Here is a 21,230-nt window from a genome sequence, read left to right as displayed (position 1 = left end):
AATTAAAACGAACCGCCGTATACGGAACCGTACGTACGGTGGTGTGAGAGGGTGATTTATTTCACCCTACTCGATTTTAAATCTAAGTTATACTTGCCTCATAAATGGAAACAATGGAAGCTTTTAATAAAGCGTCAAACGCTTCTTGGGTTTGGGTAATCTGCAGACCTTGTGTTAAGGCTCTGGAAAAGCTTGCTATGATACCATGATTTTTTGCCAATAATGCATTCGCTTGTTCACGGCTGTAACCACCGGATAAGGCCACAATTCGCACAATATGCGTATCCGTTAATAAATCTTTATAGAAATCATCTTGACTTGGCAATGTTAATTTAAACATGATTTGTTCATTATCCAAAGTTAACAATTGCTTTTTAATCTCTTCTTTTAAACGTTTTTCACAGGCTGCCTTATCTTCGCTATAAATATCAACTTCCGGTTCTAAAATAGGGATAAAACCATGTGCGGCAATTTGTTTGCCTAAGGCGAATTGCTGTTCAACGATTCTTTGAATACCATCTGCATTCGCGTGATGGATGACACTTCGCATCTTAGTGCCGAAGATATGACGTTGTTTTGCCCGTTGCAGTAATTCTTCTAAATTAGGAATTGGCTTCATTAGTTGAACGCCATCACTTTCTGTTTGCAATCCTTTATCAACCTTAAGGATTGGCAAGATATGCTTTTCTTCCCATAAATAATCTGCCGTATACTTCCCTTCAATTTGACGATCCATCGTATTTTCAAAAAGGATGGCAGCTAAGATATGAGCATTCGTAAAAGCTGGAGAAGTCATGATACGTGTACGCATAGCGTGAATACAATTAAACATTTCTTCATCACTGTGGTATTGTGATGCATCGACGCCATATAAACGAAGGGCTTTTGGTGTACTTCCGCCGCTTTGATCAAGTGCAGCGATAAACCCTTTGTGTGAATGCATTTGAATGACTCTTTCATCTTTCATCATTCACACCTCCTTCAAACGTTTTTTTAAACGTTTTCTTTATACTATTATTGTACCACGTTTTCCGCAAATAAAAAGGAATGTATCAAATAGTCACTTTTCCATTTGTATGATAAATTGAACGCATGCTATTTTTTCAACATCTTTTCAGCACCTTCACTCATTACTAGCTGATATCCATGAGAAGATAAGGTTGCTGTATCATCTTCAGGGGCAATGGTATCGTCATAAACCCAAATGGCTTCAACAGAAATGCCTTTTTCTTTACGAATCTTTGCCAAAATTTTTTCGCCTTCTGCATGAGATACCGTATATAGGGTCGTCGATAACATGTCGGCAATACCACCATCCTTGGTGATAACAGTTACACTGCGGCAATGTTTTGCAGGCATAAGCGTACTAGGGTCAATAATATGATGCATGATTTGTCCTTTGTATGTATAATAGCGTTGATAATCACCGCTAGTCACAAAAGATGAAGATTCATTAATGGAAATAGATGCTAAAGAATCGCTCGATAAAGTATCATAATTGGGGATTTGCAGGCCAACATTCCAGGCACTTCCATCTGGTTTTGCGCCAATTAAGCGAACATTGCCACCGCCATTGATGATGGCATGCTTTAAACCGGCTTTTTCTAGCTTTTGTGCTACTTTTTCAACAGCATATCCTTTTGCAATTGCGCCAACATCAAGCTGTGTATGTGAATTGTTAATATAGACTGTGCTTGCTTTTTCATCCAGTTCAACATGTTCCCATCCCGTATAGGTGTTTGCCTGTTGCAAGGCTTTCTTAGAAGGGATGGTTGCGTTTTTTGGATTTTTTTCAGCGGCTTCGCGCGCATCGTGCCATAAATCTAAGACAGCTCCCATCGTAACGGAAAACTGATGATTGCTAAGGGCATCGTATTCTTTTGATTGTTTTAACAGCTCCATAATAGGTTCGTCTACCTTGATCGGCTTGTCACCGGCATGATCATTGATTGTCTTAATATTGTTAATGCCATCATAATTATGATATTTATCAAATAGCTTATCATAGCGTTTGAATTCATCTTGAAGAATCTGCTCATATTGTTTATACGTATGTTCATCTTTTGCATAGGCTGTAAACATGACTACCGTATCAAAGCCTAAGCTTGTAGAAGTCATGGAATATTTTTCTAGTGTTACAGTATCTTTTTTACTGCTGCATCCATTACTGATCAGGATTGTTAACAGGCAGCATAAGCATAATTGGATTTTTCTCATTCTTATCACCGAGAGTTATTATACCATTATCATTTGGTATTATCCACTAAAAGCAAGCTTCCTTTGTTAGCATCCTTAAAATAAGCCATTAGGGATAAAAATGTGTATAATATCGCTTCATTTCAAAACAGAAGATGGACTCATTGCAAATGAGGAAATGCGTATGCCGCGATGACGTCAGAAGATGCGGGGATTAGCTAATTATTAGAGATGTTTTGATTATTTGAGGAATCATTTGATGAAAGGAAATGTTTTATGAAATGAACATGTGTACCAAGGCCCAAGATATTGGATTTTTAAGATAAGATGAAGGAATTTAAGAAAAGAATAACGTATGCAAAGGACAGGAAAAGCGTTTCTTTTGTTATGACAGTAGGTGTTGTGTAAAAATCATAAAAACGAAATTCTAAGATAACTGCGAAATGAATAAATAATAAAAAAGTATGAAAATCATCCGAAATTGTATGGATGATTTTCATACTCTCTGTTATTTAATGATGCCTTGCTTTTTTGGCGTTATGCGAATTCAATGACGGTAGAAGCGTCGAGCATTTTTATTTTCTCCATCATCTGTTGTCGCTTTTCTTCAAAATGTTCTTTTTGATTTGCATAACAAGATGCATGCTGTTGGAAGAGCTCTAACAATTGAGCGGCTGTGATCGTTTTATTGACACAATTGCTGTTTTTCCAATTGATGGTGATATTCCACACACCATGATCATTCAAGTAAATCAAGCCTAAGGGGGTAATTGCCAAAGGTACAACAAAGCCTAATACGATCGTATCTTGAAATACGTTTTGCAGTTTCATAAACGTCATCCTCTTTCATAATATAAGATAATTGTAAAACGAAATAAACAAACAGGCAATACTTTTATAGGAGATAAAAAGAACGAAATGATAAGAAGCGTTTTCTAAGATTGCTTTTAATTAATACATGGGTGGTGATCTTATAAATGTACTGCCATAACCAGAGGAAGGAATTCACACTATATTCCATCAGCTGGAAACATCAGGAATCCGATGAAAAAAACGAAAAATTTCTTTATGTACCTATTTGAAAATGTTATAATAATCTCGGTATGTGATTTAGATGAATTATCTGAATTTACATAGAAAATTAGGAAAGGCTTAAAGAAAGGTTAGGTGACGATGATGTCATTGTTTAAAGGTCCAATGCGTCAGCACATACAGGGTCACAAAGAGTTGACAGAGCATGTTGACATTCTGGAAATTAAGGCTGGAAATTGTGTATACATTCCCATGCTGTCCGGTGCCAGCACCAATCTGGAAATGCTTGTACAGGAAGGCGATAAAGTCTTAGTAGGTACAAAGCTTGCTGTATGCAATGAACGTAATGTTGTTCCTATTTATTCAAGTGTTTCCGGTACTATGAAGGGTATTGAGAAACGTATGCATTCTTCATTAAAACCGGTGAATCATCTGGTGATTGAAAATGATGGAGAGTACAAAAAAGAACAGTCCTTTGAACCGTTGGATTATGAAACAGCGGATCGTACAGCTTTAATCGATTTCATGATGAATGCTGGTATTATTGGACTTGGTGGGGCAGGATTCCCTGCTTACATCAAATACAAATTTGCGAAGGATGTTGAAAAACTGATCATTAATGCTGTGGAATGTGAGCCATTCATTACAGCAGATTATAAGATGATACAGGCGCACAAAGAAGAACTGGTGACAGGAATTCTGGCAATGAAGAAAATGGCGATGGCAAAGGAAGCCGTAATTGCCATTAAGAAAACACATCCGGATTTGATTTCTTTTTGTGAGGAAGCTGTAAAAGGTTTGGATGGTGTGAGTGTTGTTGCTGTTCCAGATGTATATCCTATGGGCTGGGAACGCGTGTTAGTGCGTGAAATTATGCATAAGGAATATGAAAAATTGCCTGGTGAAGTTGGCGCTATCGTCAACAATGCCACAACCGCAATTGCTTTCGGTAATGCCTTGTTGCATGGGGAAGCCATTATCACAAAGACATTGACAGTGTCTGGTAATGCTATCAAACATCCACAGAATGTAACCGTACCGGTTGGTGTTCCAGTGAATGAAATTGTTGAAGCTTGCGGTGGTTATACATGTGATGATGTGAAACTGATTGCTGGTGGTCCAATGATGGGAAAAACGATCGTTAATGATAAGTTTGTGATCGATCGCAATATGAACGCTATTACGATTTTGGCAAATAAACCATATGACAGTGTGGCATGTTTGCGTTGTGGAAAGTGTAGTGATCATTGCCCGGCAGGTTTACAGCCAGTGCGTATTGCCCAAGCGGTTAAGACAAAGGATAAAAATGCCATGGAAAAACTATGTGCGATGGATTGTATCGAATGCGGTTTATGTACCTTCATCTGTCCATCTCGCTTGGATGTAACAGAAAACGTACGGAAAGCAAAACGCCAGCTTATGATGGCGAAGAAGTAAGGAGGGTAAAGAGATGAAATTTACGTTTAACGCATCGCCTAACTTACGTCAGAGTCAGAGTACCAAACAGATCATGTTAGAGTTGATGCTGGGACTGCTGGTTGTCTTCGGCTTTTCCCTAGTTTATTATAACAGTGTTTATGGTATGGAATATGCTTTACAGGCAGTGAAACTAATGGTTGTTTCCTTAGTGGTAGCCTTAGTAACAGAGATTGCCTTTGCATTCTTTACCAAGAAAGATGCTAAGTTTGATTTTGCTTATATCAAGCAATTCTTAGGTTCTTCTTTTGGATGGATTACCGCGATCATTTTGACATTGATGTGTCCGATCAGTATTCGTCCATATGCCTTAGGAGTTTCGACATTTATTGCCATTTTCTTTGGCAAGCTGTTATTCGGCGGCTTCGGTAACAATATTTTTAATCCGGCAGCTTTTGGTAGAGCTATCGTGTTTGCGACTTTTATGGGAGCGACCACGGATGTTGTAACAGGTGCAACACCAACGACATTAATTGCGACCAATTATAACTGGCTTGTTGTTAATCCTGAGATGATTCAGGAAATGATGAGTGAAGTCGGTGGCTTAGGTAAATTATTTACCGGTTGGTATCCTGGGGCCATCGGTGAAACAAGTGCATTGGTTATTTTATTAGTTGGTGTCATTTTGGCAATTCGTAAAGTGATCGACTGGCGTGTACCTGTGGTATATCTGGGAAGTATCTTCCTCTTGACTGCTTGCGTCGCATTATTGCGTGGGGTAGGTAGTTATGAAGGATTGCCTGGTTTCATTTGGTATCCGTTAGTACATGTGTTAACTGGTGGTGTCGTCTTTGGGGCTATCTTCATGTTGACGGATCCGGTTACTTCACCAACCAGTGCGCAGGGACGTTGTATCTTTGCGTTAGGTGCTGCAATCTTTACGGTATTAATTCGTATTAAGGCGAATTTACCAGAAGGATGTTTATATTCTATCTTATTAATGAACATGTTAACACCAATGATCGAAAAGAGTCTGGAAGGCAAGCAATTGGCTTTACGTAAAAAGGCATGGATCATCAGCGGTGTTGTTGGCGTGGTTGGTTTAGGAAGCGTCTTATTAGCTGGAAATGTCATTGAGGCGAAAGAACCGGCACCTAAGGTATTCTTAAAAACTGAAGATAAAGATGTGAATAAATTTGAAGCTAAGATTACGGCTACCAAAGACAATGGTGATGGCACTGCGACTTATAAGGTGGAAGCACAGGGATATGCGTCTACCGAAGATGCATCAAAATTTAATAAATTTGATATTGTGGTAAACACCAAAGATCATACGATCGTATCTGTGACACCTACAGAGGTAGTTGATACGGAATATGTCGGTGATAAGATTTTAAATGAAGCATTCTTATCACAATTTAAAGAGCAGAAATTAAGTGACAATATAGAAGTAGAAGTTAATGATGCAGTTACAGGAGCTACGTTCTCATCAAAATCAACTGTCCGTGCAGTTGAAGAAGTGCGTAAGGCTCTGGGCTACTAGGAGGTAATCGTATGAAGAAAATTTTACATCTTACGGTATTCCTAGCTCTGATTGCTGCATTAGCCGGAGGAGCTTTAGGATTTGCCAACTCTATGACAGTTCCAGTCATCGCGGAAAATGAACTGAAAGCAGAACGCGATACCTTAAAGGTTATCTATGATGATGTTCCTGACAGTGCGTTCGTTGTTGAAAAAGAAAATGTTTCTAAGACGATTCAGAAAGTCTTTAAAGTAGAAGGAAAAGGATATATCTTCAAAATGAAGGTTACCGGTTATAAAGATGGTACTTCCTTCCTTGTCGCGTTAGATAAGGATGGTAAGGTTGTTGATTATGTGGCTATATCAAACGGCGATACCCAGGGACTGGGAAGCAAGGTTACAGAAAAACCATTCCGTGAAAAACTGCAGGGTGCTGATGCTCTTGGCAGCGAAATTGATGAAGATACCATTACCGGTGCAACTGTTTCAAGTAAACCGGTCATTGAAGGTATTAAGGAAGCAGCCAAATATCAGGCTGACCATTTGAAATAGGAGGTGGATGAAGAATGAATCGTAAAGAAAATTTTACAGCAGGTTTCATCCGTGAAAATCCTGTTTTCTCATTGTATTTAGGTTTATGCTCTACATTAGCTATTACGACAACGTTGAACAATGCCATTGGTATGGGAGTAGCTGTTATTGCCGTATTGATCATGTCCAATGTCATTATTTCCTTGATTCGTAACATTACACCATCAGAAATTCGTATCCCAGTGTATATCGTTATCATCGCGACTTTAGTTAAAGTTATTCAGATGCTGATTAAAGCATATGCACCAAGTCTGGATACCGCACTTGGAGTATTTATTCCACTGATCGTTGTAAACTGTATTATCTTAGGTCGTGCTGAGGCATTTGCCAGCAAGAATAAGGTATTAGATTCTGCGTTAGATGGTTTAGGTATGGGACTTGGCTATACGGTTTCTATCATCATCATGTCTGCCATTCGTCAGATTTTAGCTACAGGTGTGATTTCTTTTGATAACCCATTTAATGCGGCGCAGAATATCTTCACTCTGCGTATCATCCCAGATGATTTTGCCATTTCCATGTTCTCTCAGCCATTTGGGGCTTTCTGTACATTTGCCTGCTTGGCGGCTGGATTGGCAGCTTATAAGGCACATAAAGAGAACAAAGCTAAAAAACTGGAAAAGGAGGCGAAATAATTTATGGATTGGAGTAATTTATTCGTCATGTTCGTAACGTTTGTTTTGATTAACAACGTTGTGCTGAATCAGTTTTTAGGTATGTGCCCATTCATGGGGGTATCCAAAAAAAGTAGTTCAGCTATTGGTATGGGGGCTGCCGTTACTTTCGTTATCGTCGCGGCTTCCTTGGTTACGTATGCGTTATATTACGGCGTATTAGATAAATGTGGTTTACAATATATGGATCTGATTACCTTCATTCTGGTTATCGCAGCTTTAGTACAGTTGGTTGAAATGATCATTAAGAAGACGAGTCCTTCCTTATACAAGGCATTAGGTGTCTATCTGCCTTTGATTACGACAAACTGTGTCGTATTGAATGTTACCTTAAATAATATTACCAATGGATATAACTTCGCTGAAATGCTGACATATTCCATTGCCATTCCTTTAGGCTTTACATTGGTATTGTATATTTTCTCTACCATTCGTGAACGTCTGGATGCCTGTGATACACCGCTTTCCTGGAAAGGTAACCCGATTGCCCTGATTGTAGCTGCCATTATGGCTTTGGCTTTCAGTGGCTTGATGGGTCTGGTATAGCATATGGCGAGCGCAGTTATTTACTTAGCTATTTTAGGAGGTATTTATGCATTAGTTTTCTATTTGAATCATAAAACACCGCTTCCTAAAGGCTGTGAAAACTTAAAAGCAGAGTGTGAAGGCTGCCATGATGTAGCCTGCTGCAACAACCCTGCGCATGATAAATAGGAAAGGGGAATAACCATGTTAACAGCTGTTTTAATGATGTTGGTACTTGGTGCAATTCTTGGTTTGGGACTTGGAATCGCAGATAGATTTTTGAGTGTTGAAGTAGATGAACGCGTAGAAAAGGTCAGCAGCATGCTGCCTAACTACAACTGTGGAAGTTGCGGTTATGCTGGATGTAGTGGTCTTGCCGAGGCTTTGGTAAATGGTGAAATTACTGTGGTTGGTACATGTAAACCATGTAAAGCTGATCAGAAGGCAGCCATTGCAGAATACTTAAACACAACACCAGGACCTGACGGCAATTGTGTCAAGGTGAAACCATAAAGGTAACAATGAGATAATCTATCTTAACGGATAGGTTATCTTTTTTTAGACAACAATGGTGCATGATAGTATTTAAAACATGTGGTTTTATGAGGCTGTTATAAAGATTAAAAAGAGCTTTCCCTTCTTTATGACTTTTGATAAAATGAGAGAAAGAAAGGTGATGCAGATTGGATAAGGAAACCATTCATCGTTGTACGTGGGCAGAAAATGCAGAAGCTATCTATCAAAACTATCATGATAACGAATGGGGCGTTCCCGTTTATGAGGATCAAAAATTATTTGAAATGCTGATATTAGAAGGGTTTCAGGCAGGATTATCGTGGCTTACGATTCTAAAAAAACGCGAACATTTTAGAAAAGCTTTTGATTATTTTGATGTAGCTTGCATAGCAGCTTATGATGAAGATAAAATAACAGAATTGATGCAGAATAAAGACATTGTGAGAAATCGTCGCAAGATTTGTGCAGCAATTCAAAATGCTAAGGTGTTTTTAGCGATACAGAAAGAATATGGTACGTTTTCAGAGTATTTATGGGGATTTACCAATCATCAGGTACAATACTTGCAAGATAAAGAAATGCCGGTCACAACTCCTTTATCTGATAGCATTTCTAAAGATTTGAAGAAGCGTGGGATGAAGTTTGTCGGCAGCACGATCATCTATTCGTATTTGCAGGCTGTCGGTGTTGTTCATGATCATCACAAAGGATGTTTCTTACATGTGGATGATAGCAATAACTAAAAAAGATGTTCTTTGATTTGCCCCCTGTCAAGTAGACAGGGATAGATCATTCCATAAGAACATCTCTTTTAGTTAGGTATTTATCTGATAGGATTTTAATAGTGGTAAGGTAACCATAACGATGACAATGCCAACGATAGCCTGTATGATATTGCTAGGCACACCGGTGAGTGATAATTGCCAACTATCATTTATAAAAGCATCTGCCATAAAATAGCCTATGACCATCCATATGCCGGCCAATGCATATATACCATAGCGTAAGAGTGGTTTTGTGACCTTGTGAAGCAACAGGGATACCAGTACAGCCTCTATTCCTTTGATAAAAAGTGTGGGAATGAAATAAATACCATAACCTCCGGCAATATCCGCCAAACCACTTCCAATACCACCTATAAGAAAGGCATAAAAAGGATTTAATAAGGATGAAAATAATAAGATGAAACCATCTCCAAGATTGAAATATCCCTGAATACCATTCGGCACTTTTATCAAATAGGTAGCCAGAAAGACCAAAGCGATACCTAATGCCGCCAATACCAGTTCTTTTACTTTCTTATTATCCATGATCATTACGCTTTCTTTAATTTCCGTTGGCGATAGAATTGGCGCTGTATCAGTGGTAAGGCAACGATGGCAATCACGTAACCGACACCACTCTGTAAAATATTTTCGGCTATGCCACTCAAAGCGATAATCATACTTCCTTTTAAATACCATTTTGCGAAAAAATAACCAATAACCATGATCATACATCCAAGGAAATAAGCAATCCATTTTATTTTGTTACCATACTTTTGGAACAAGTAAGCAACCATACAGCCTTCCAATCCTTTGATTAATAAAGTAGGAATGAAATAATATGCATACCCACCTGCAACATCTGCTAAAGCACTGCCTAATCCACCGATCAAGAAGCCGCCAAGCGGTGAAACAATACTAGAAAATAACAAGATGAATCCATCACCTAAATTAAAATAACCATCAATCCCATTAGGTATCTTAATAAACATCGTGGAAACAAAGACGATGGCCATACCTAATGCATATAATACAATTTGCTGCGTTGTTAATGTTTTTTTGTTCATATAATATACCCCTCTTTCTTACTTGTCAGTATTCTAACAAAAATCTGTCATGATAAAAATAGACAAAAATACATAAAAAATAAAGGTCAGTTCATGTTATACTAAAATGGGTGATATATATGGAAATGCAAACAAGCACATTTGAACGACAAAAAGGAATGGCTTTATATAAACAAATCTATTTGAAATTGCGAAAGGATATTATGCAGGGTTATCTGAAAAAGGGAGATCGTTTGCCTAGCATACGTAGCTGTGAGCAATTGTTTAAAGTATCGAAAACAAGTGTTGAGCGAGCTTATCAATTATTATTAGATGAAGGCTATATCAGTTCCAGACCGCAAGCTGGATATTATGTGGATGTAGATGAAGAACATGTGCGTATGCGATTATCTTTATTACAAAATGTTCAAAGGAATCCTGCCTATCGTATACGGTATGACTTTCGTAGTCAAAGCATGGATCATGATGCTTTTGATATGACTTTATGGAAAAAATATCTGAAAGAAGTTTTGGAATTGCATCAGGTGATTACGACATATGGTGATGCACAAGGCGAAGTTTCACTGCGCGAAGCTTTACAAAAATATGCATATTCTATGCGAGGAGTCTTATGTGATGTGGATGCTATCTTGATCGGTGCCAGTTTTCAATCTTTATTATTTTTGTTATGTGGCTTGCTTGATAAACAGATGATCGTCGGTATGGAGAAGAGTGGCTTTTCCCAGGCTGAAGAAGTATTTAAAAGCTATGGTTTTCCAATTGTGTATTTATCCTTGGAGGAAGATGGGATCTCCATTGCAGAATTGCGTAAGCATCATGTACAGGTATTGTATATAAATGCGGGGTCATTGGGAAAAAATCATCAGCCGTTATCTAAAAAGAATAAGGAGGAGCTATTGCGTTGGGCAAAACAGGCAAACGCATTCATCATTGAGGATGATCATAATGGAGAATTACGTTACGCAACCAAGGTAACAAGTGCAATGCAAGGTTTTGATATGGGAGAGCGTATATTTTATATCGGCTCGTTTTCACGTTTGCTTTTGCCATCGTTACGTATCAGTTATCTGGTTATGACACAAGATATCAAACAGCGTTATATTAGCAGAAAAGACAATTATGCGCCGACGTCCAGTAAAATTGAACAATTGGCATTGGCACGTTATATCACGGATGGTCATTTGGAACGCCATATCAGACGATTAAAAAAAAGGTATGAAAAGAAAAGTCAGCATATGTTAGACTTACTGCATACCTACTTACCAGAGGCTAGTTGTATATTAGAAGAAGCTTCCTTACAATATGTGCTACGCTTTCCTTATGAGTTGAACTATGCAGAAATTCTTGTCGAGGGTGAAAAAAAAGGGATAGCTTTTAATATAAATTCCTGTCAAGAACTTGTGATTTCCTTTGCGGCTATTGCGGAAAAAGATATGGATGAGGGGATCTATCGATTGCGTCAGCTTTTGCATGAGAATGCGATATAGGTTTGATTACATGCATATTGTAAAATAGGGGGGATTGAAGAAGTAAATGCCAAATAAACAAGGAAGGTTTACGAAACAGCGGTGGAACTAGATATAATAAATGAATGTGTAACGTTGTAAGATAACGGTATGGATACAATCATAAGTTTATTATTGACAACTGAATGCATCTATCATAAATTAACTCACGTGTATGCAAATTTATAACAACAAGCGTTCCTTTTTCTATGGAAATAGGTGTATAATATAGTGATAAGATAAGGAAAAGGAGGTATTTCTATGCAGGCATTTTTATGGCAACAAGGCGAATTTCTACTACGTATTTTATTAGCCGGTGTATGTGGGGCGATGATTGGCTATGAACGCAAAAGCCGTAATAAAGAAGCAGGCATTCGTACACATATGATCGTCGCCATGGGAGCCGCTTTGATTATGATTGTATCGAAGTATGGCTTTGGCGATCTGTTAGGAAAAGAAGGCGTTGCTTTAGATCCATCGCGTATCGCGGCACAAATTGTCACCGGGGTAGGCTTTTTAGGTGCCGGGATGATTTTTATGCGTAAAAATACCATTTCCGGACTTACGACTGCAGCTGGCATATGGGCAATCAGTGCTATCGGTATGGCGATTGGAAGTGGCTTATATCTATTGGGAATCCTAACCGCTTTTGTAATCTTGTTAATTCAAATTACGTTGCATTCCAATCATAAATGGCTGCGTGAGACTTATAAAGATGATGTATGTTTTGTGATTGAAAAGGATAAAAAAAATATTGAAGACTTGCAGAAGCGTTTGCAACAACTGCATATGGAAATATTGAATGCTAAGGTCGAGGAGAAGGATGATTGTTATCATGTAGATTTTGTGGTAAATTATCCTAAAAATTATGATGCGGATGTCTTGATGAAGCTGTTTCAGGAAATTAGCTATATCAAAGAACTGGATGTATGATTCCTAGCGTTCATTTGAAATAAATCTTGCCATTTTGCAAAGAGTATAGTAAAATAAGCAAGGTTGTGATGAGAATCATCATATACAAACAAGTTCATAGGTTTTAACAGCCTCCATTTTTCACTGATTTCATGTAACTAAATCAGTCGTATGGAGGCTTTTTTATGAGAAAGCAGGTGTTTTATATGCAAGTACAAGAAACTAATAAAATGGGCATACGTCCCGTATTTCCATTATTGATGTCCATGGCCTTTCCACCCATGCTCAGCATGCTGATCCAAGCCTTATATAACATTGTGGATAGTATGTTTGTGGCGCAAATCGGTGAGCATGCCCTTACCGCGGTATCTTTAGCCTTTCCTATCCAGACCCTTATCATTGCCTGTGCGGTAGGTATTGGTGTCGGTGTAAATTCATATATTGCCAGAAAGTTGGGAGAAAAGAAACAGGATGAGGCAAACAGCGCTGTGCTGCATGGCTTGTTACTGGCATTGGTAGGATCGTTGTTGTTTATCCTATTGGGTATTTTTGGTATACCGGCCTTTTTTAAGATGTTTACAAGCGATGCCTTAATTTATGAGGAAGCCTGTGCGTATACATATATTTGTGTCTTCTTTTGTTTTGGCTGTTTCTTCCATATTTGTATTGAAAAGGTATTTCAATCTACCGGAAAGATGATCTTTCCTATGGCGATTCAGGCAATTGGGGCTATTATCAATATCATTTTAGACCCAATCATGATCTTTGGCTGGTTTGGTTTTCCGGCATTGGGCGTTCAAGGGGCAGCGATTGCTACCGTCATTGCCCAGATTACTTCTATGGCAATGTCATTTTTTGTGTTATTAAGCAGAGAACATGATGTCAAAGTCGATGTGAAGCATTTCCATTTCCATATGGATTGTATCAAAAAGATCTTGGCTGTAGGTGTTCCAAATGCGTGCATGAATGCATTGAATAGCTTTTTGGTGATGGGATTAAATACGATATTGATTGGTTTCTCTAATGCTGCTGTTGCTGTGTTTGGTATTTATTTCAAGCTGCAAACCTTTGTATTCATGCCGGCAAGTGGCTTAACGCAAGGGGCTATGCCATTGATGGGGTACAATTATGGAGCAGGGTATCATCAACGTCTGCATGAAGCGTTGAAATATGCTATTTCAGTGACCGGAATCATCATGCTATGCGGCTGTCTGCTCTTTGAAATCTTCCCAACCCAACTATTAGGTTTGTTTGATGCCAATGCGGAAATGATGAATATCGGTGTTCCTGCCTTACGTATCATCGGTATCAGTTTTATACCGGCAACCTTCGGTTTTATTTTACCAACCTTGTTTCAGGCTATGGGATTAGGCTTACAATCATTGATTATCTTCTTATTGCGTCAATTGATCATCACCTTGCCATTAGCTTTCCTTTTTGCGAATTGGTTTGGTTTATATGGTATTTGGGTATGTTTCATTCTTGCCGAAACTACAGCAGCTATCGTGGCCTACTTGCTCTATCTGCGTATTCGCAAAACGGATCCGATTCTTTCTCGCAATTGGGAAGCGGCATAAGATTGTGACAGTTTCGTCATCCTTTTGTTTCACATAGACGAAAGGATGCTTTTTTTTGTATAATAGAAGAAATGAAAGAACGTTATGTTATCAGTGTCCTACCATCAAGTAGAAAGCAGGGTGTCTTATGAAAATTTTATTTGTTGAAGATGATCAGGCAATTGCCTTAGGTCTAGTATATTCTTTAGAAAAAGAAGGCTATGAGGTCATACATTGCGTTTCTCAAAAAGCCGCCTTGGGTTTTCTGGAAGCACAAGTATTTGACCTATTATTACTAGATGTCAGTTTGCCGGATGGTGATGGCTATACCATATGTAAACAAGCCAAGCATCTACATGATGTACCTGTTATTTTCTTAACTGCTTTAGATGATGAAGTCAATGTTGTGATGGGCTTAGATCTTGGCGGGGATGATTATGTCACAAAGCCATTTCGCATCAAAGAATTGTTAAGCCGCATAAAGTCAGTTTTACGCCGTTATCAAAAGGATGCTTTAGACATTGTGCAGATACAGCATCTGGAAATCCACATCAGAGAAGGGAAAGTATATCGTGAAGGCAGTGAAGTATTCTTAACAGCGTTGGAATATCGCTTATTGATGGTGTTTGTTAATCATCAGGGACAAGTCTTATCGCGTAGTCAGCTATTGGAAGGCATATGGGATGTCGCCGGTGATTTTGTGAATGATAATACGTTGAGTGTATATATCAAACGTTTACGTGAAAAGTTGGAAAAAGATGCTGCAGAACCGGAAATTATTAAAACAATCAGAGGACGCGGGTATCGGATGGAGAAAGGATCATGAAACTATTACGCAATAAAGAAATACGAAGAAGCGTGTTGAGCTGTGTTTTATACAGCTTATTATTGTATGTTTTAAGCTTACTTTGGAACATTCCAATCTTGCTTCTCTTATTTTTCCAAGCCGGTGGTTTTCTAGCTATTTTCTTATGGTATCAAAAACAGCGCTATGCACATATCACAGCATTATCCACATATCTGCAGGCAGTATATGAAGGCAATGAGCTGTTGGATATACGCGATTATGAAGAAGGAGAGCTTAGCATATTAAAAAGTGATATTTATAAGATTACCAGTATCTTGAAACAACAAAAGGAATTGCTAGAGAAAGATAAGACATTTCTGGCGGATACCTTAAGTAATATTTCGCATCAGCTAAAGACACCTTTAACCTCAATGATCGTCATGAACGATTTATTAGCACAAGAAGATCTGCCATTGATTAAGCGTAAACAGTTCCAGCAACAGATGCAGCATCAACTGCAGCGAATCGAATGGCTGATTGCGACCTTACTTAAGCTTTCAAAGATTGATGCGAATGCGATTATCTTTGAACCAGTTGATGTTGTTGCCCATACGTTGCTTGAAGAAAGCATAGAACCACTTTTAATAGGCATGGAGCTAAAAAACATCACTTGTACGATACAGTGCGCAACGGATATTCATTTTACTGTTGATCGCAATTGGATTAAGGAAGCCATTGTAAATATCGTGAAAAATTGTATGGAGCATACTTCTGAAAACGGTCATATCTGCATCAGCTGCAAGAATACACCTCTTTATACCTTCCTTGTGATCGAGGATGATGGCTGTGGCATTGCTACATGTGATTTAGCGCATATCTTTGAACGGTTTTACAAAGGGGAAAATGCTGGTCAAGACAGTGTGGGTATAGGCTTATCTTTAGCTAAAGCAATTCTTATGCATAATCATGCGACGATTGAAGCAGAAAGTGAAGTAGGAAAAGGTACACGGTTTTTGATTCGCTTTTATAAATAAAAGCAGGCAGTTTCATGACAGAATTGTAAGACATATTGTCATGAAGCTGTCATTTCTTTCGCTTATACTTAAGCGTAGGAGGAAATACATATGGAATTGTTAAAGGTAGAGCATGTAAGTAAAATTTATGGGGCGAAAGAAACGCAGGTAAAGGCATTGGATGATGTTTCTTTTACGGTAGAAAAAGGAGAATTTGTGGCAATTGTTGGCCCAAGTGGCTCAGGTAAGTCTACGCTGCTGCATATTCTTGGCGGTGGGGATCGTCCGACAAGTGGTCAGGTAATCTTAGATGGTAATGCGATGTATCAGATGGATGAAGATGGATTGGCTATTTTTCGACGTCGTCAGATTGGCCTTATCTATCAGTTTTATAACCTGATTCCGGTATTGAATGTGAAAGAAAATATTACTTTGCCTTTGTTGTTGGATCAGCGAAAAGTAAATGAAGATTACTTTCAGAAATTGGTACAGCAACTCGGTTTGCAGGATCGTTTAAATTATTTGCCCAATCAATTATCAGGAGGACAGCAGCAGCGCGTATCTATCTGCCGTGCCATCATGGCATCACCGGCTGTCGTTTTAGCGGATGAGCCAACAGGAAATCTCGATCGTAAGAACAGCGAAGAAATTGTCGGGTTATTAAAACAGCTGCATCGAGAACAAAAACAGACGCTGATCATGATTACGCATGATGAAAGTATTGCCCTGCAGGCAGATCGCATCTTGCAAATAGAGGATGGTAAGATTGTCAAAGACGAGGTGATACGGCGATGAAGGTAGAATATCGCGTCACTTTGGAAAGCATGCGGCGCAATCGCAGAAGAACTAGAATTACCATCTTCGGAGTTGTGCTTTGTATCGCGATGCTATCCGCAATTGCGACCATGATGACTTCATATCGCAGTGCCATGATCGAAGGTGTAATCGCACGCAATGGCTTTTATCATTATAGCTTTAATGAGATATCTTCATCGGATGTTCAAAGGCTGCAAGCAAATCAAGATGTTGCACAAGTTGCCATTACCTATGCGGATAAAGCACGATATGGAACAAAGGATGACAATGCAGAAATGCAGACTACCATTCAGATAAATGGTGTAAAAGAAAAAGACTTAGCGTTAAAAGGCAATGCATTGATTCAAGGAAGCTATCCTAGCAATGCACATGAAATTTTAGTCAGTGAGCAATTTCTTAAAAAATATGAGAAAGCGATTGGTGATCCTATTACTTTACGCATTGGCGATTATCCAAAGCAGCATTGGCAAACCAAACAGCAACAAGACTATCGCATTAGCGGTGTAATCAAAAGCTGGTGGGATGATGTAGGCTATATGAACACCATTGTGGCCTATGATACACAACAAGAAGCTTTGCATAAGAATAACTTATCCGCCTATCTCTGCTTGGACTCTTTGCGGCATAAAGAGGATAAAATAGCACGCATTCAAAGCCAACTGCATACAGAATATGGTAGCAATACCAATTATGACCTGCTGCAGTTTTATGAAATTACCGATTCAGAGTTTATGAAAACGATGTTGATTGCAGGCAGTATCATGGCCACTTTGATCTTATTAGGCGGAGGCTCTCTGATTTATAATGCATTTGCCATATCATTAAGTGAGAGAACCAGATATTTAGGTATGTTATCCAGCGTTGGAGCGACGCGAAAACAGAAAAAACGCTCAGTACGCTTTGAGGCTTTCGTCATCGGATGTATTGCCTTACCGATTGGTTTATGCTTAGGAATCGGCGGGGATGCTATTGCCTTTCATTTGTTTGACGGCCTCATACGTTCATCCAGTTCTTCTGATCTGGATTTAAAAGTTGTGGTGAACTGGCAGATTCTGTTAATAATCGTTATGTTTACCATTGTACTATTGCTTTTTTCATCCTGGTTACCGGCAAGGAGAGCTTCCCATATTTCGGCAGTTACGGCAATACGTCAGAATAGTGATGTACGCATACGTAAAAAGGATGTTAAAGTAAGCCGTATCACACAAAGATTGTTTGGCTTTGAAGGTACTTTTGCAATGAAAAACATGAAGCGCAATCCTTTCCGTTATCGTGCAACGTTGTTATCGTTTATCATTTGTATGGTTTTATTTCTTAGTGCCATCACCTTGATGGGACTTGTGCAATCCACGATCTTGATGCACATGCAAACCAATGCTGATGTTCGTTTAAGCATTCAAAACAATACGGATGATGAATCGCCTTATCAACCATATGAGGAAGCAGCTCTGGCTTCCTATAAAAACATGCGGTATGCAGACCATGCGACAATCGTATTACACAGTGGTTTAAATGTAAAAGATGGCAGCTATCTTAGCAAAGAAGCAAAAAAGGTGTTACAAAAATATGAAAAAATTGCCGATATTGATACCAATTTTAAAGAAAGCAACCTTTCACACCTTGAAATTTACGGATTACAGGATGAAGAATTAAAAGCGTATTGTAAACAAGTCGGTGTTGATATGAAAAAACTAAAAGCGCATCAAGGGATGATCTTAGTGAATGCTCCACTAAAAGATGCCTATGCGCTAAAACATGTCAATTGGTTTCAAGTGGAAAAAGGCAGTTTATTTCCTGGCAGTTTTCAAAAAAAGGGAGATCCTTATGAGGCCTATGAGGGTAAAGATGCGGATGAAATACCGGAAAGTTTACCGGTACAGACCTTTGAACATCCGGTGTATATTGAAAAGGTGACACAGCAGACACCGACCTTTCTGGAGGCGGCAAATGCATATCCGACAAGCTATTTGATTACGTCCTTTGACACGGTGAATGCATTACATGTCGCGCTTGATAAAAAAGATGGGGTGATATTGGATTTCTGTGAAATTTTTTATCAAAGCACGCATCCAAATGAATTACAAGATGAGCTAATCAAACAGCAAACAATGAATATGTATGTAAATAATGTTGCCAAAGATAATGAAAAAACAAAAAGTTTAAGCTTAGTAATCTCCTTATTTCTTTATAGCTTTGTCGGTTTATTGATTTTAGTTTCTATTACCAATATCATCAACACGATAGCTACTAGCATGCAGTTAAGAAGAAGAGAATTCGCAATGTTGAAATCCATCGGCATGACAAAAAAACAGTTTCATCGTATGATTGGTTATGAAAGTATCTTTTATGGTTTCAAGACATGTTTGTATGGACTTCCTATCGCCTTTTTGATCATGGTAATCTTATCAAAAACTTTTTCTTTAAGTTTTGAAAATAAGCTCTATATTCCATGGTTGGGAATTGGTATCACGATTTTCGTGTTGTTCCTATTATTGATCTTAATCATGTTCTTCTCTATTAAAAGAAGTGAGCAGGAAAATATCATCGAAACGATACGACAGGAAAGTATCTAAGGTAAAAAACGGTTGAGGAAGACCGTTTTTTTCAGGAATGGAAAACGGGTAGCGGCAATGGTATAATAAGAGTAACGATGCAGGAGGCAAGGTTATGCAAAATTATGTTATGGCAATTGATCAAGGAACAACCAGTACCAGAGCCATCCTTTTTGATCAGCAAAGCAATATCATTGGAATTGCTCAAAAGGAATTGGAAAATTACTATCCTCATCCTGGTTGGGTAGAACAGAATGCGAATGATATTTGGGCAAGTACGGTAGGGGTCATGTTTGAGGTATTGGCAAAAACAGGTATCAAAGATACGCAAATTGCGGCAATCGGTATCACAAATCAAAGAGAAACAACCGTTGTCTGGGATAAGGAAAGCGGGCAGCCCATCTATTTTGCCATTGTATGGCAATCTCGGCAAAGCGATTCTTATTGTGAAGCATTCAAAGCCCAAGGCTTAGAAGAAATGATCAAGGAAAAGACGGGATTATTGTTAGATCCGTATTTTTCTGCCAGTAAGATTCGTTTTATCTTAGATCATGTTGCGGGGGCTCAGGAAAGGGCAGAACGTGGTGAACTGCTGTTTGGGACGATGGATACATGGTTGTTGTGGAAACTGAGCCAAGGGGCAAAGCATATGAGTGATGTGTCGAATGCATCACGAACGATGTTAATGAATTTAAAAACTTTGGATTATGATGAAGAATTGTTAAAACTGTGGAACATTCCAAGATGCATGTTACCGGAAATTCATGATACCAGTGAAGTCTATGGCTATACCAGTGGATTATTTGATCATCCGATTCCGATTGCGGCTTTGGTTGGCGATCAGCAGGCAGCTTTATTTGGTCAGACTTGTTTTGATGCGGGTAATGTGAAGAATACGTATGGTACCGGATGTTTCCTGCTTATGAATACGAAGGAGAAAATTATCCATTCTCAGCATGGCCTGTTAACATGTGTAGGCTGGCGTATTAAGGGGCAAACCGCTTATGTTTTAGAAGGTAGCGTGTTTGTGGCCGGAGCTGCTATTCAGTGGCTAAGAGATGGTTTGGCTATCATTTCCAGCAGCAGTGAAAGTGAAAGCAGAGCCAAGCAAGTAAATGATTGTGATGGTGTTTATGTAGTGCCTTCCTTTACCGGGTTAGGTGCGCCTTATTGGAAGCCACAGGTAAAAGGGGGCATCTTAGGATTAACCAGAGGCACAAAGCAAGAGCATATCATACGTGCAACCATAGAATCTTTAGCTTATCAAACCAGTGATGTCGTATTTGCTATGCAAGAGGACAGTGGTTTAGCCATTAAAAAGATGCAGGTAGATGGCGGTGCTAGTCGTAATGATTTCCTCTTACAATTTCAAAGTGATATTCTAAATACGCAAGTAATTCGTTCAACCATCAGTGAAACGACCGCATTAGGAGCGGCTTATCTGGCAGGTTTAGCCGTCGGTGTTTGGAAACATCAGGATGATATCCGTAAGCAATTTCAAGTTGCCAGCATTTTTGAACCGATGATGGAGGAAGAAAACCGCATTGCTCATTTAAACGGCTGGAAGCGAGCAGTCCATGCGATTATGGAGTTTTAAATAACTGCGGCAAGCAATTTGCAAAAGATAAAATCACAGGGTCATCACGACATACAAGAAAATGGTAATTTTTGCTTGTGAAAATGTTAGTAAATCAATTGACGTATATCCTTACCTTTGTTAAAATATCTTTGGTAAAGAGGGAATATTTCTTCTAAGTCGTAATGAACGATTTACCAGAAAGAGAAAA

Annotated in this window: 21 protein-coding genes; 16 read left to right on the top strand and 5 right to left on the bottom strand. The window is 38.7% G+C overall.

Annotation, left to right across the window (positions count from 1 at the left end; all coding sequences use genetic code 11):
- Positions 1-82: 82 nt before the first annotated feature.
- From ACESSZ_RS11715 to ACESSZ_RS11705, 3 genes are all read right to left on the bottom strand, one after another.
- The gene (locus ACESSZ_RS11715) at positions 83-967 is read right to left on the bottom strand and encodes a fructose bisphosphate aldolase (RefSeq protein WP_008688921.1); all 885 of its coding nucleotides are present in this window, start codon (positions 965-967) and stop codon (positions 83-85) included.
- Between the two features lie 128 nt (positions 968-1,095).
- Positions 1,096-2,217, bottom strand: a complete 1,122-nt coding sequence (locus ACESSZ_RS11710; protein WP_008688920.1) for an FAD:protein FMN transferase — start codon at positions 2,215-2,217, stop codon at positions 1,096-1,098.
- 516 nt (positions 2,218-2,733) lie between these two features.
- A complete protein-coding gene (locus tag ACESSZ_RS11705; protein ID WP_008688917.1) occupies positions 2,734-3,027 on the bottom strand; it encodes a hypothetical protein in 294 nt (97 codons plus the stop codon).
- Positions 3,028-3,372: 345 nt separating this feature from the next.
- On the opposite strand from ACESSZ_RS11705, the gene ACESSZ_RS11700 reads away from it, so the two are divergent.
- From ACESSZ_RS11700 to ACESSZ_RS11665, 8 genes are all read left to right on the top strand, one after another.
- The gene (locus ACESSZ_RS11700; protein ID WP_008688916.1) at positions 3,373-4,665 is read left to right on the top strand and encodes an RnfC family protein; all 1,293 of its coding nucleotides are present in this window, start codon (positions 3,373-3,375) and stop codon (positions 4,663-4,665) included.
- A 13-nt stretch (positions 4,666-4,678) separates the two neighbouring features.
- Positions 4,679-6,187, top strand: coding sequence for an RnfABCDGE type electron transport complex subunit D (locus tag ACESSZ_RS11695; RefSeq protein ID WP_008688915.1), 1,509 nt, complete (start codon positions 4,679-4,681; stop codon positions 6,185-6,187).
- A gap of 11 nt (positions 6,188-6,198) precedes the next feature.
- Positions 6,199-6,717, top strand: coding sequence for an FMN-binding protein (locus tag ACESSZ_RS11690; RefSeq protein WP_008688914.1), 519 nt, complete (start codon positions 6,199-6,201; stop codon positions 6,715-6,717).
- Between the two features lie 14 nt (positions 6,718-6,731).
- Positions 6,732-7,391 (top strand): electron transport complex subunit RsxE, encoded by a 660-nt coding sequence (rsxE, locus tag ACESSZ_RS11685; protein ID WP_008688913.1) that lies wholly within the window; start codon positions 6,732-6,734, stop codon positions 7,389-7,391.
- Positions 7,392-7,394: 3 nt separating this feature from the next.
- Positions 7,395-7,976: an electron transport complex protein RnfA gene (locus ACESSZ_RS11680; RefSeq protein WP_008688912.1), complete on the top strand. Its 582-nt coding sequence runs from the start codon at positions 7,395-7,397 to the stop codon at positions 7,974-7,976.
- 3 nt (positions 7,977-7,979) lie between these two features.
- A complete protein-coding gene (locus ACESSZ_RS11675; protein WP_008978987.1) occupies positions 7,980-8,144 on the top strand; it encodes a hypothetical protein in 165 nt (54 codons plus the stop codon).
- A gap of 15 nt (positions 8,145-8,159) precedes the next feature.
- A complete protein-coding gene (locus ACESSZ_RS11670) occupies positions 8,160-8,468 on the top strand; it encodes a (Fe-S)-binding protein (RefSeq protein WP_008688911.1) in 309 nt (102 codons plus the stop codon).
- A 170-nt stretch (positions 8,469-8,638) separates the two neighbouring features.
- Positions 8,639-9,214, top strand: coding sequence for a DNA-3-methyladenine glycosylase I (locus ACESSZ_RS11665; protein WP_117547326.1), 576 nt, complete (start codon positions 8,639-8,641; stop codon positions 9,212-9,214).
- Between the two features lie 72 nt (positions 9,215-9,286).
- Here ACESSZ_RS11665 and ACESSZ_RS11660 read toward each other — a convergent pair whose 3' ends face one another.
- Both ACESSZ_RS11660 and ACESSZ_RS11655 read right to left on the bottom strand, forming a co-directional pair.
- Entirely contained in the window at positions 9,287-9,781 is a 495-nt protein-coding gene (locus ACESSZ_RS11660) for an ECF transporter S component (protein WP_321192997.1), read from the bottom strand.
- A gap of 5 nt (positions 9,782-9,786) precedes the next feature.
- Positions 9,787-10,302, bottom strand: a complete 516-nt coding sequence (locus ACESSZ_RS11655; protein ID WP_008688908.1) for an ECF transporter S component — start codon at positions 10,300-10,302, stop codon at positions 9,787-9,789.
- 119 nt (positions 10,303-10,421) lie between these two features.
- Between ACESSZ_RS11655 and pdxR the strand changes: the two genes are divergently transcribed.
- From pdxR to glpK, 8 genes are all read left to right on the top strand, one after another.
- Positions 10,422-11,789 carry a MocR-like pyridoxine biosynthesis transcription factor PdxR gene (gene pdxR / locus ACESSZ_RS11650; protein ID WP_008978990.1) on the top strand — a complete coding sequence of 456 codons (1,368 nt, stop codon included), beginning with the start codon at positions 10,422-10,424 and terminating at the stop codon, positions 11,787-11,789.
- Between the two features lie 279 nt (positions 11,790-12,068).
- Positions 12,069-12,740, top strand: a complete 672-nt coding sequence (locus tag ACESSZ_RS11645; RefSeq protein WP_008688903.1) for an MgtC/SapB family protein — start codon at positions 12,069-12,071, stop codon at positions 12,738-12,740.
- 185 nt (positions 12,741-12,925) lie between these two features.
- Positions 12,926-14,296: an MATE family efflux transporter gene (locus ACESSZ_RS11640; RefSeq protein WP_040013882.1), complete on the top strand. Its 1,371-nt coding sequence runs from the start codon at positions 12,926-12,928 to the stop codon at positions 14,294-14,296.
- Between the two features lie 127 nt (positions 14,297-14,423).
- A complete protein-coding gene (locus tag ACESSZ_RS11635) occupies positions 14,424-15,101 on the top strand; it encodes a response regulator transcription factor (protein WP_331866800.1) in 678 nt (225 codons plus the stop codon).
- The gene (locus ACESSZ_RS11630) at positions 15,098-16,096 is read left to right on the top strand and encodes a sensor histidine kinase (RefSeq protein ID WP_008688898.1); all 999 of its coding nucleotides are present in this window, start codon (positions 15,098-15,100) and stop codon (positions 16,094-16,096) included. The genes ACESSZ_RS11635 and ACESSZ_RS11630 overlap by 4 nt, the downstream gene beginning before the upstream one ends.
- 90 nt (positions 16,097-16,186) lie before the next feature.
- The gene (locus ACESSZ_RS11625) at positions 16,187-16,870 is read left to right on the top strand and encodes an ABC transporter ATP-binding protein (RefSeq protein WP_331866801.1); all 684 of its coding nucleotides are present in this window, start codon (positions 16,187-16,189) and stop codon (positions 16,868-16,870) included.
- A complete protein-coding gene (locus tag ACESSZ_RS11620; RefSeq protein ID WP_331866802.1) occupies positions 16,867-19,464 on the top strand; it encodes an FtsX-like permease family protein in 2,598 nt (865 codons plus the stop codon). Before ACESSZ_RS11625 ends, ACESSZ_RS11620 begins: the two co-directional genes overlap by 4 nt.
- A gap of 94 nt (positions 19,465-19,558) precedes the next feature.
- Positions 19,559-21,040, top strand: a complete 1,482-nt coding sequence (gene glpK / locus ACESSZ_RS11615; RefSeq protein ID WP_008978997.1) for a glycerol kinase GlpK — start codon at positions 19,559-19,561, stop codon at positions 21,038-21,040.
- The last annotated feature ends 190 nt before the right edge of the window (positions 21,041-21,230 follow it).

It is taken from the genome of Eubacterium sp. 3_1_31, from assembly GCF_964249515.1.
GTDB classification, from domain to species: Bacteria; Bacillota_I; Bacilli_A; order Erysipelotrichales; family Erysipelotrichaceae; genus Longicatena; species Longicatena caecimuris.
The sequence above is the reverse complement of the archived record's forward strand: the minus strand, read 5'-3'. Positions and strand labels throughout refer to the sequence as shown.

Excerpts from the sequence above, each read along its gene's own strand:
- ACESSZ_RS11715 (WP_008688921.1), bottom strand. The coding sequence starts at position 967 with ATGAAAGATGAAAGAGTCATTCAAATGCATTCACACAAAGGGTTTATC.
- ACESSZ_RS11710 (WP_008688920.1), bottom strand. The coding sequence starts at position 2,217 with ATGAGAAAAATCCAATTATGCTTATGCTGCCTGTTAACAATCCTGATC.
- ACESSZ_RS11705 (WP_008688917.1), bottom strand. The coding sequence starts at position 3,027 with ATGAAACTGCAAAACGTATTTCAAGATACGATCGTATTAGGCTTTGTT.
- ACESSZ_RS11700 (WP_008688916.1), top strand. The coding sequence starts at position 3,373 with ATGTCATTGTTTAAAGGTCCAATGCGTCAGCACATACAGGGTCACAAA.
- ACESSZ_RS11695 (WP_008688915.1), top strand. The coding sequence starts at position 4,679 with ATGAAATTTACGTTTAACGCATCGCCTAACTTACGTCAGAGTCAGAGT.
- ACESSZ_RS11690 (WP_008688914.1), top strand. The coding sequence starts at position 6,199 with ATGAAGAAAATTTTACATCTTACGGTATTCCTAGCTCTGATTGCTGCA.
- rsxE (WP_008688913.1), top strand. The coding sequence starts at position 6,732 with ATGAATCGTAAAGAAAATTTTACAGCAGGTTTCATCCGTGAAAATCCT.
- ACESSZ_RS11680 (WP_008688912.1), top strand. The coding sequence starts at position 7,395 with ATGGATTGGAGTAATTTATTCGTCATGTTCGTAACGTTTGTTTTGATT.
- ACESSZ_RS11675 (WP_008978987.1), top strand. The coding sequence starts at position 7,980 with ATGGCGAGCGCAGTTATTTACTTAGCTATTTTAGGAGGTATTTATGCA.
- ACESSZ_RS11670 (WP_008688911.1), top strand. The coding sequence starts at position 8,160 with ATGTTAACAGCTGTTTTAATGATGTTGGTACTTGGTGCAATTCTTGGT.
- ACESSZ_RS11660 (WP_321192997.1), bottom strand. The coding sequence starts at position 9,781 with ATGGATAATAAGAAAGTAAAAGAACTGGTATTGGCGGCATTAGGTATC.
- ACESSZ_RS11655 (WP_008688908.1), bottom strand. The coding sequence starts at position 10,302 with ATGAACAAAAAAACATTAACAACGCAGCAAATTGTATTATATGCATTA.
- pdxR (WP_008978990.1), top strand. The coding sequence starts at position 10,422 with ATGGAAATGCAAACAAGCACATTTGAACGACAAAAAGGAATGGCTTTA.
- ACESSZ_RS11645 (WP_008688903.1), top strand. The coding sequence starts at position 12,069 with ATGCAGGCATTTTTATGGCAACAAGGCGAATTTCTACTACGTATTTTA.
- ACESSZ_RS11640 (WP_040013882.1), top strand. The coding sequence starts at position 12,926 with ATGCAAGTACAAGAAACTAATAAAATGGGCATACGTCCCGTATTTCCA.
- ACESSZ_RS11635 (WP_331866800.1), top strand. The coding sequence starts at position 14,424 with ATGAAAATTTTATTTGTTGAAGATGATCAGGCAATTGCCTTAGGTCTA.
- ACESSZ_RS11630 (WP_008688898.1), top strand. The coding sequence starts at position 15,098 with ATGAAACTATTACGCAATAAAGAAATACGAAGAAGCGTGTTGAGCTGT.
- ACESSZ_RS11625 (WP_331866801.1), top strand. The coding sequence starts at position 16,187 with ATGGAATTGTTAAAGGTAGAGCATGTAAGTAAAATTTATGGGGCGAAA.
- ACESSZ_RS11620 (WP_331866802.1), top strand. The coding sequence starts at position 16,867 with ATGAAGGTAGAATATCGCGTCACTTTGGAAAGCATGCGGCGCAATCGC.
- glpK (WP_008978997.1), top strand. The coding sequence starts at position 19,559 with ATGCAAAATTATGTTATGGCAATTGATCAAGGAACAACCAGTACCAGA.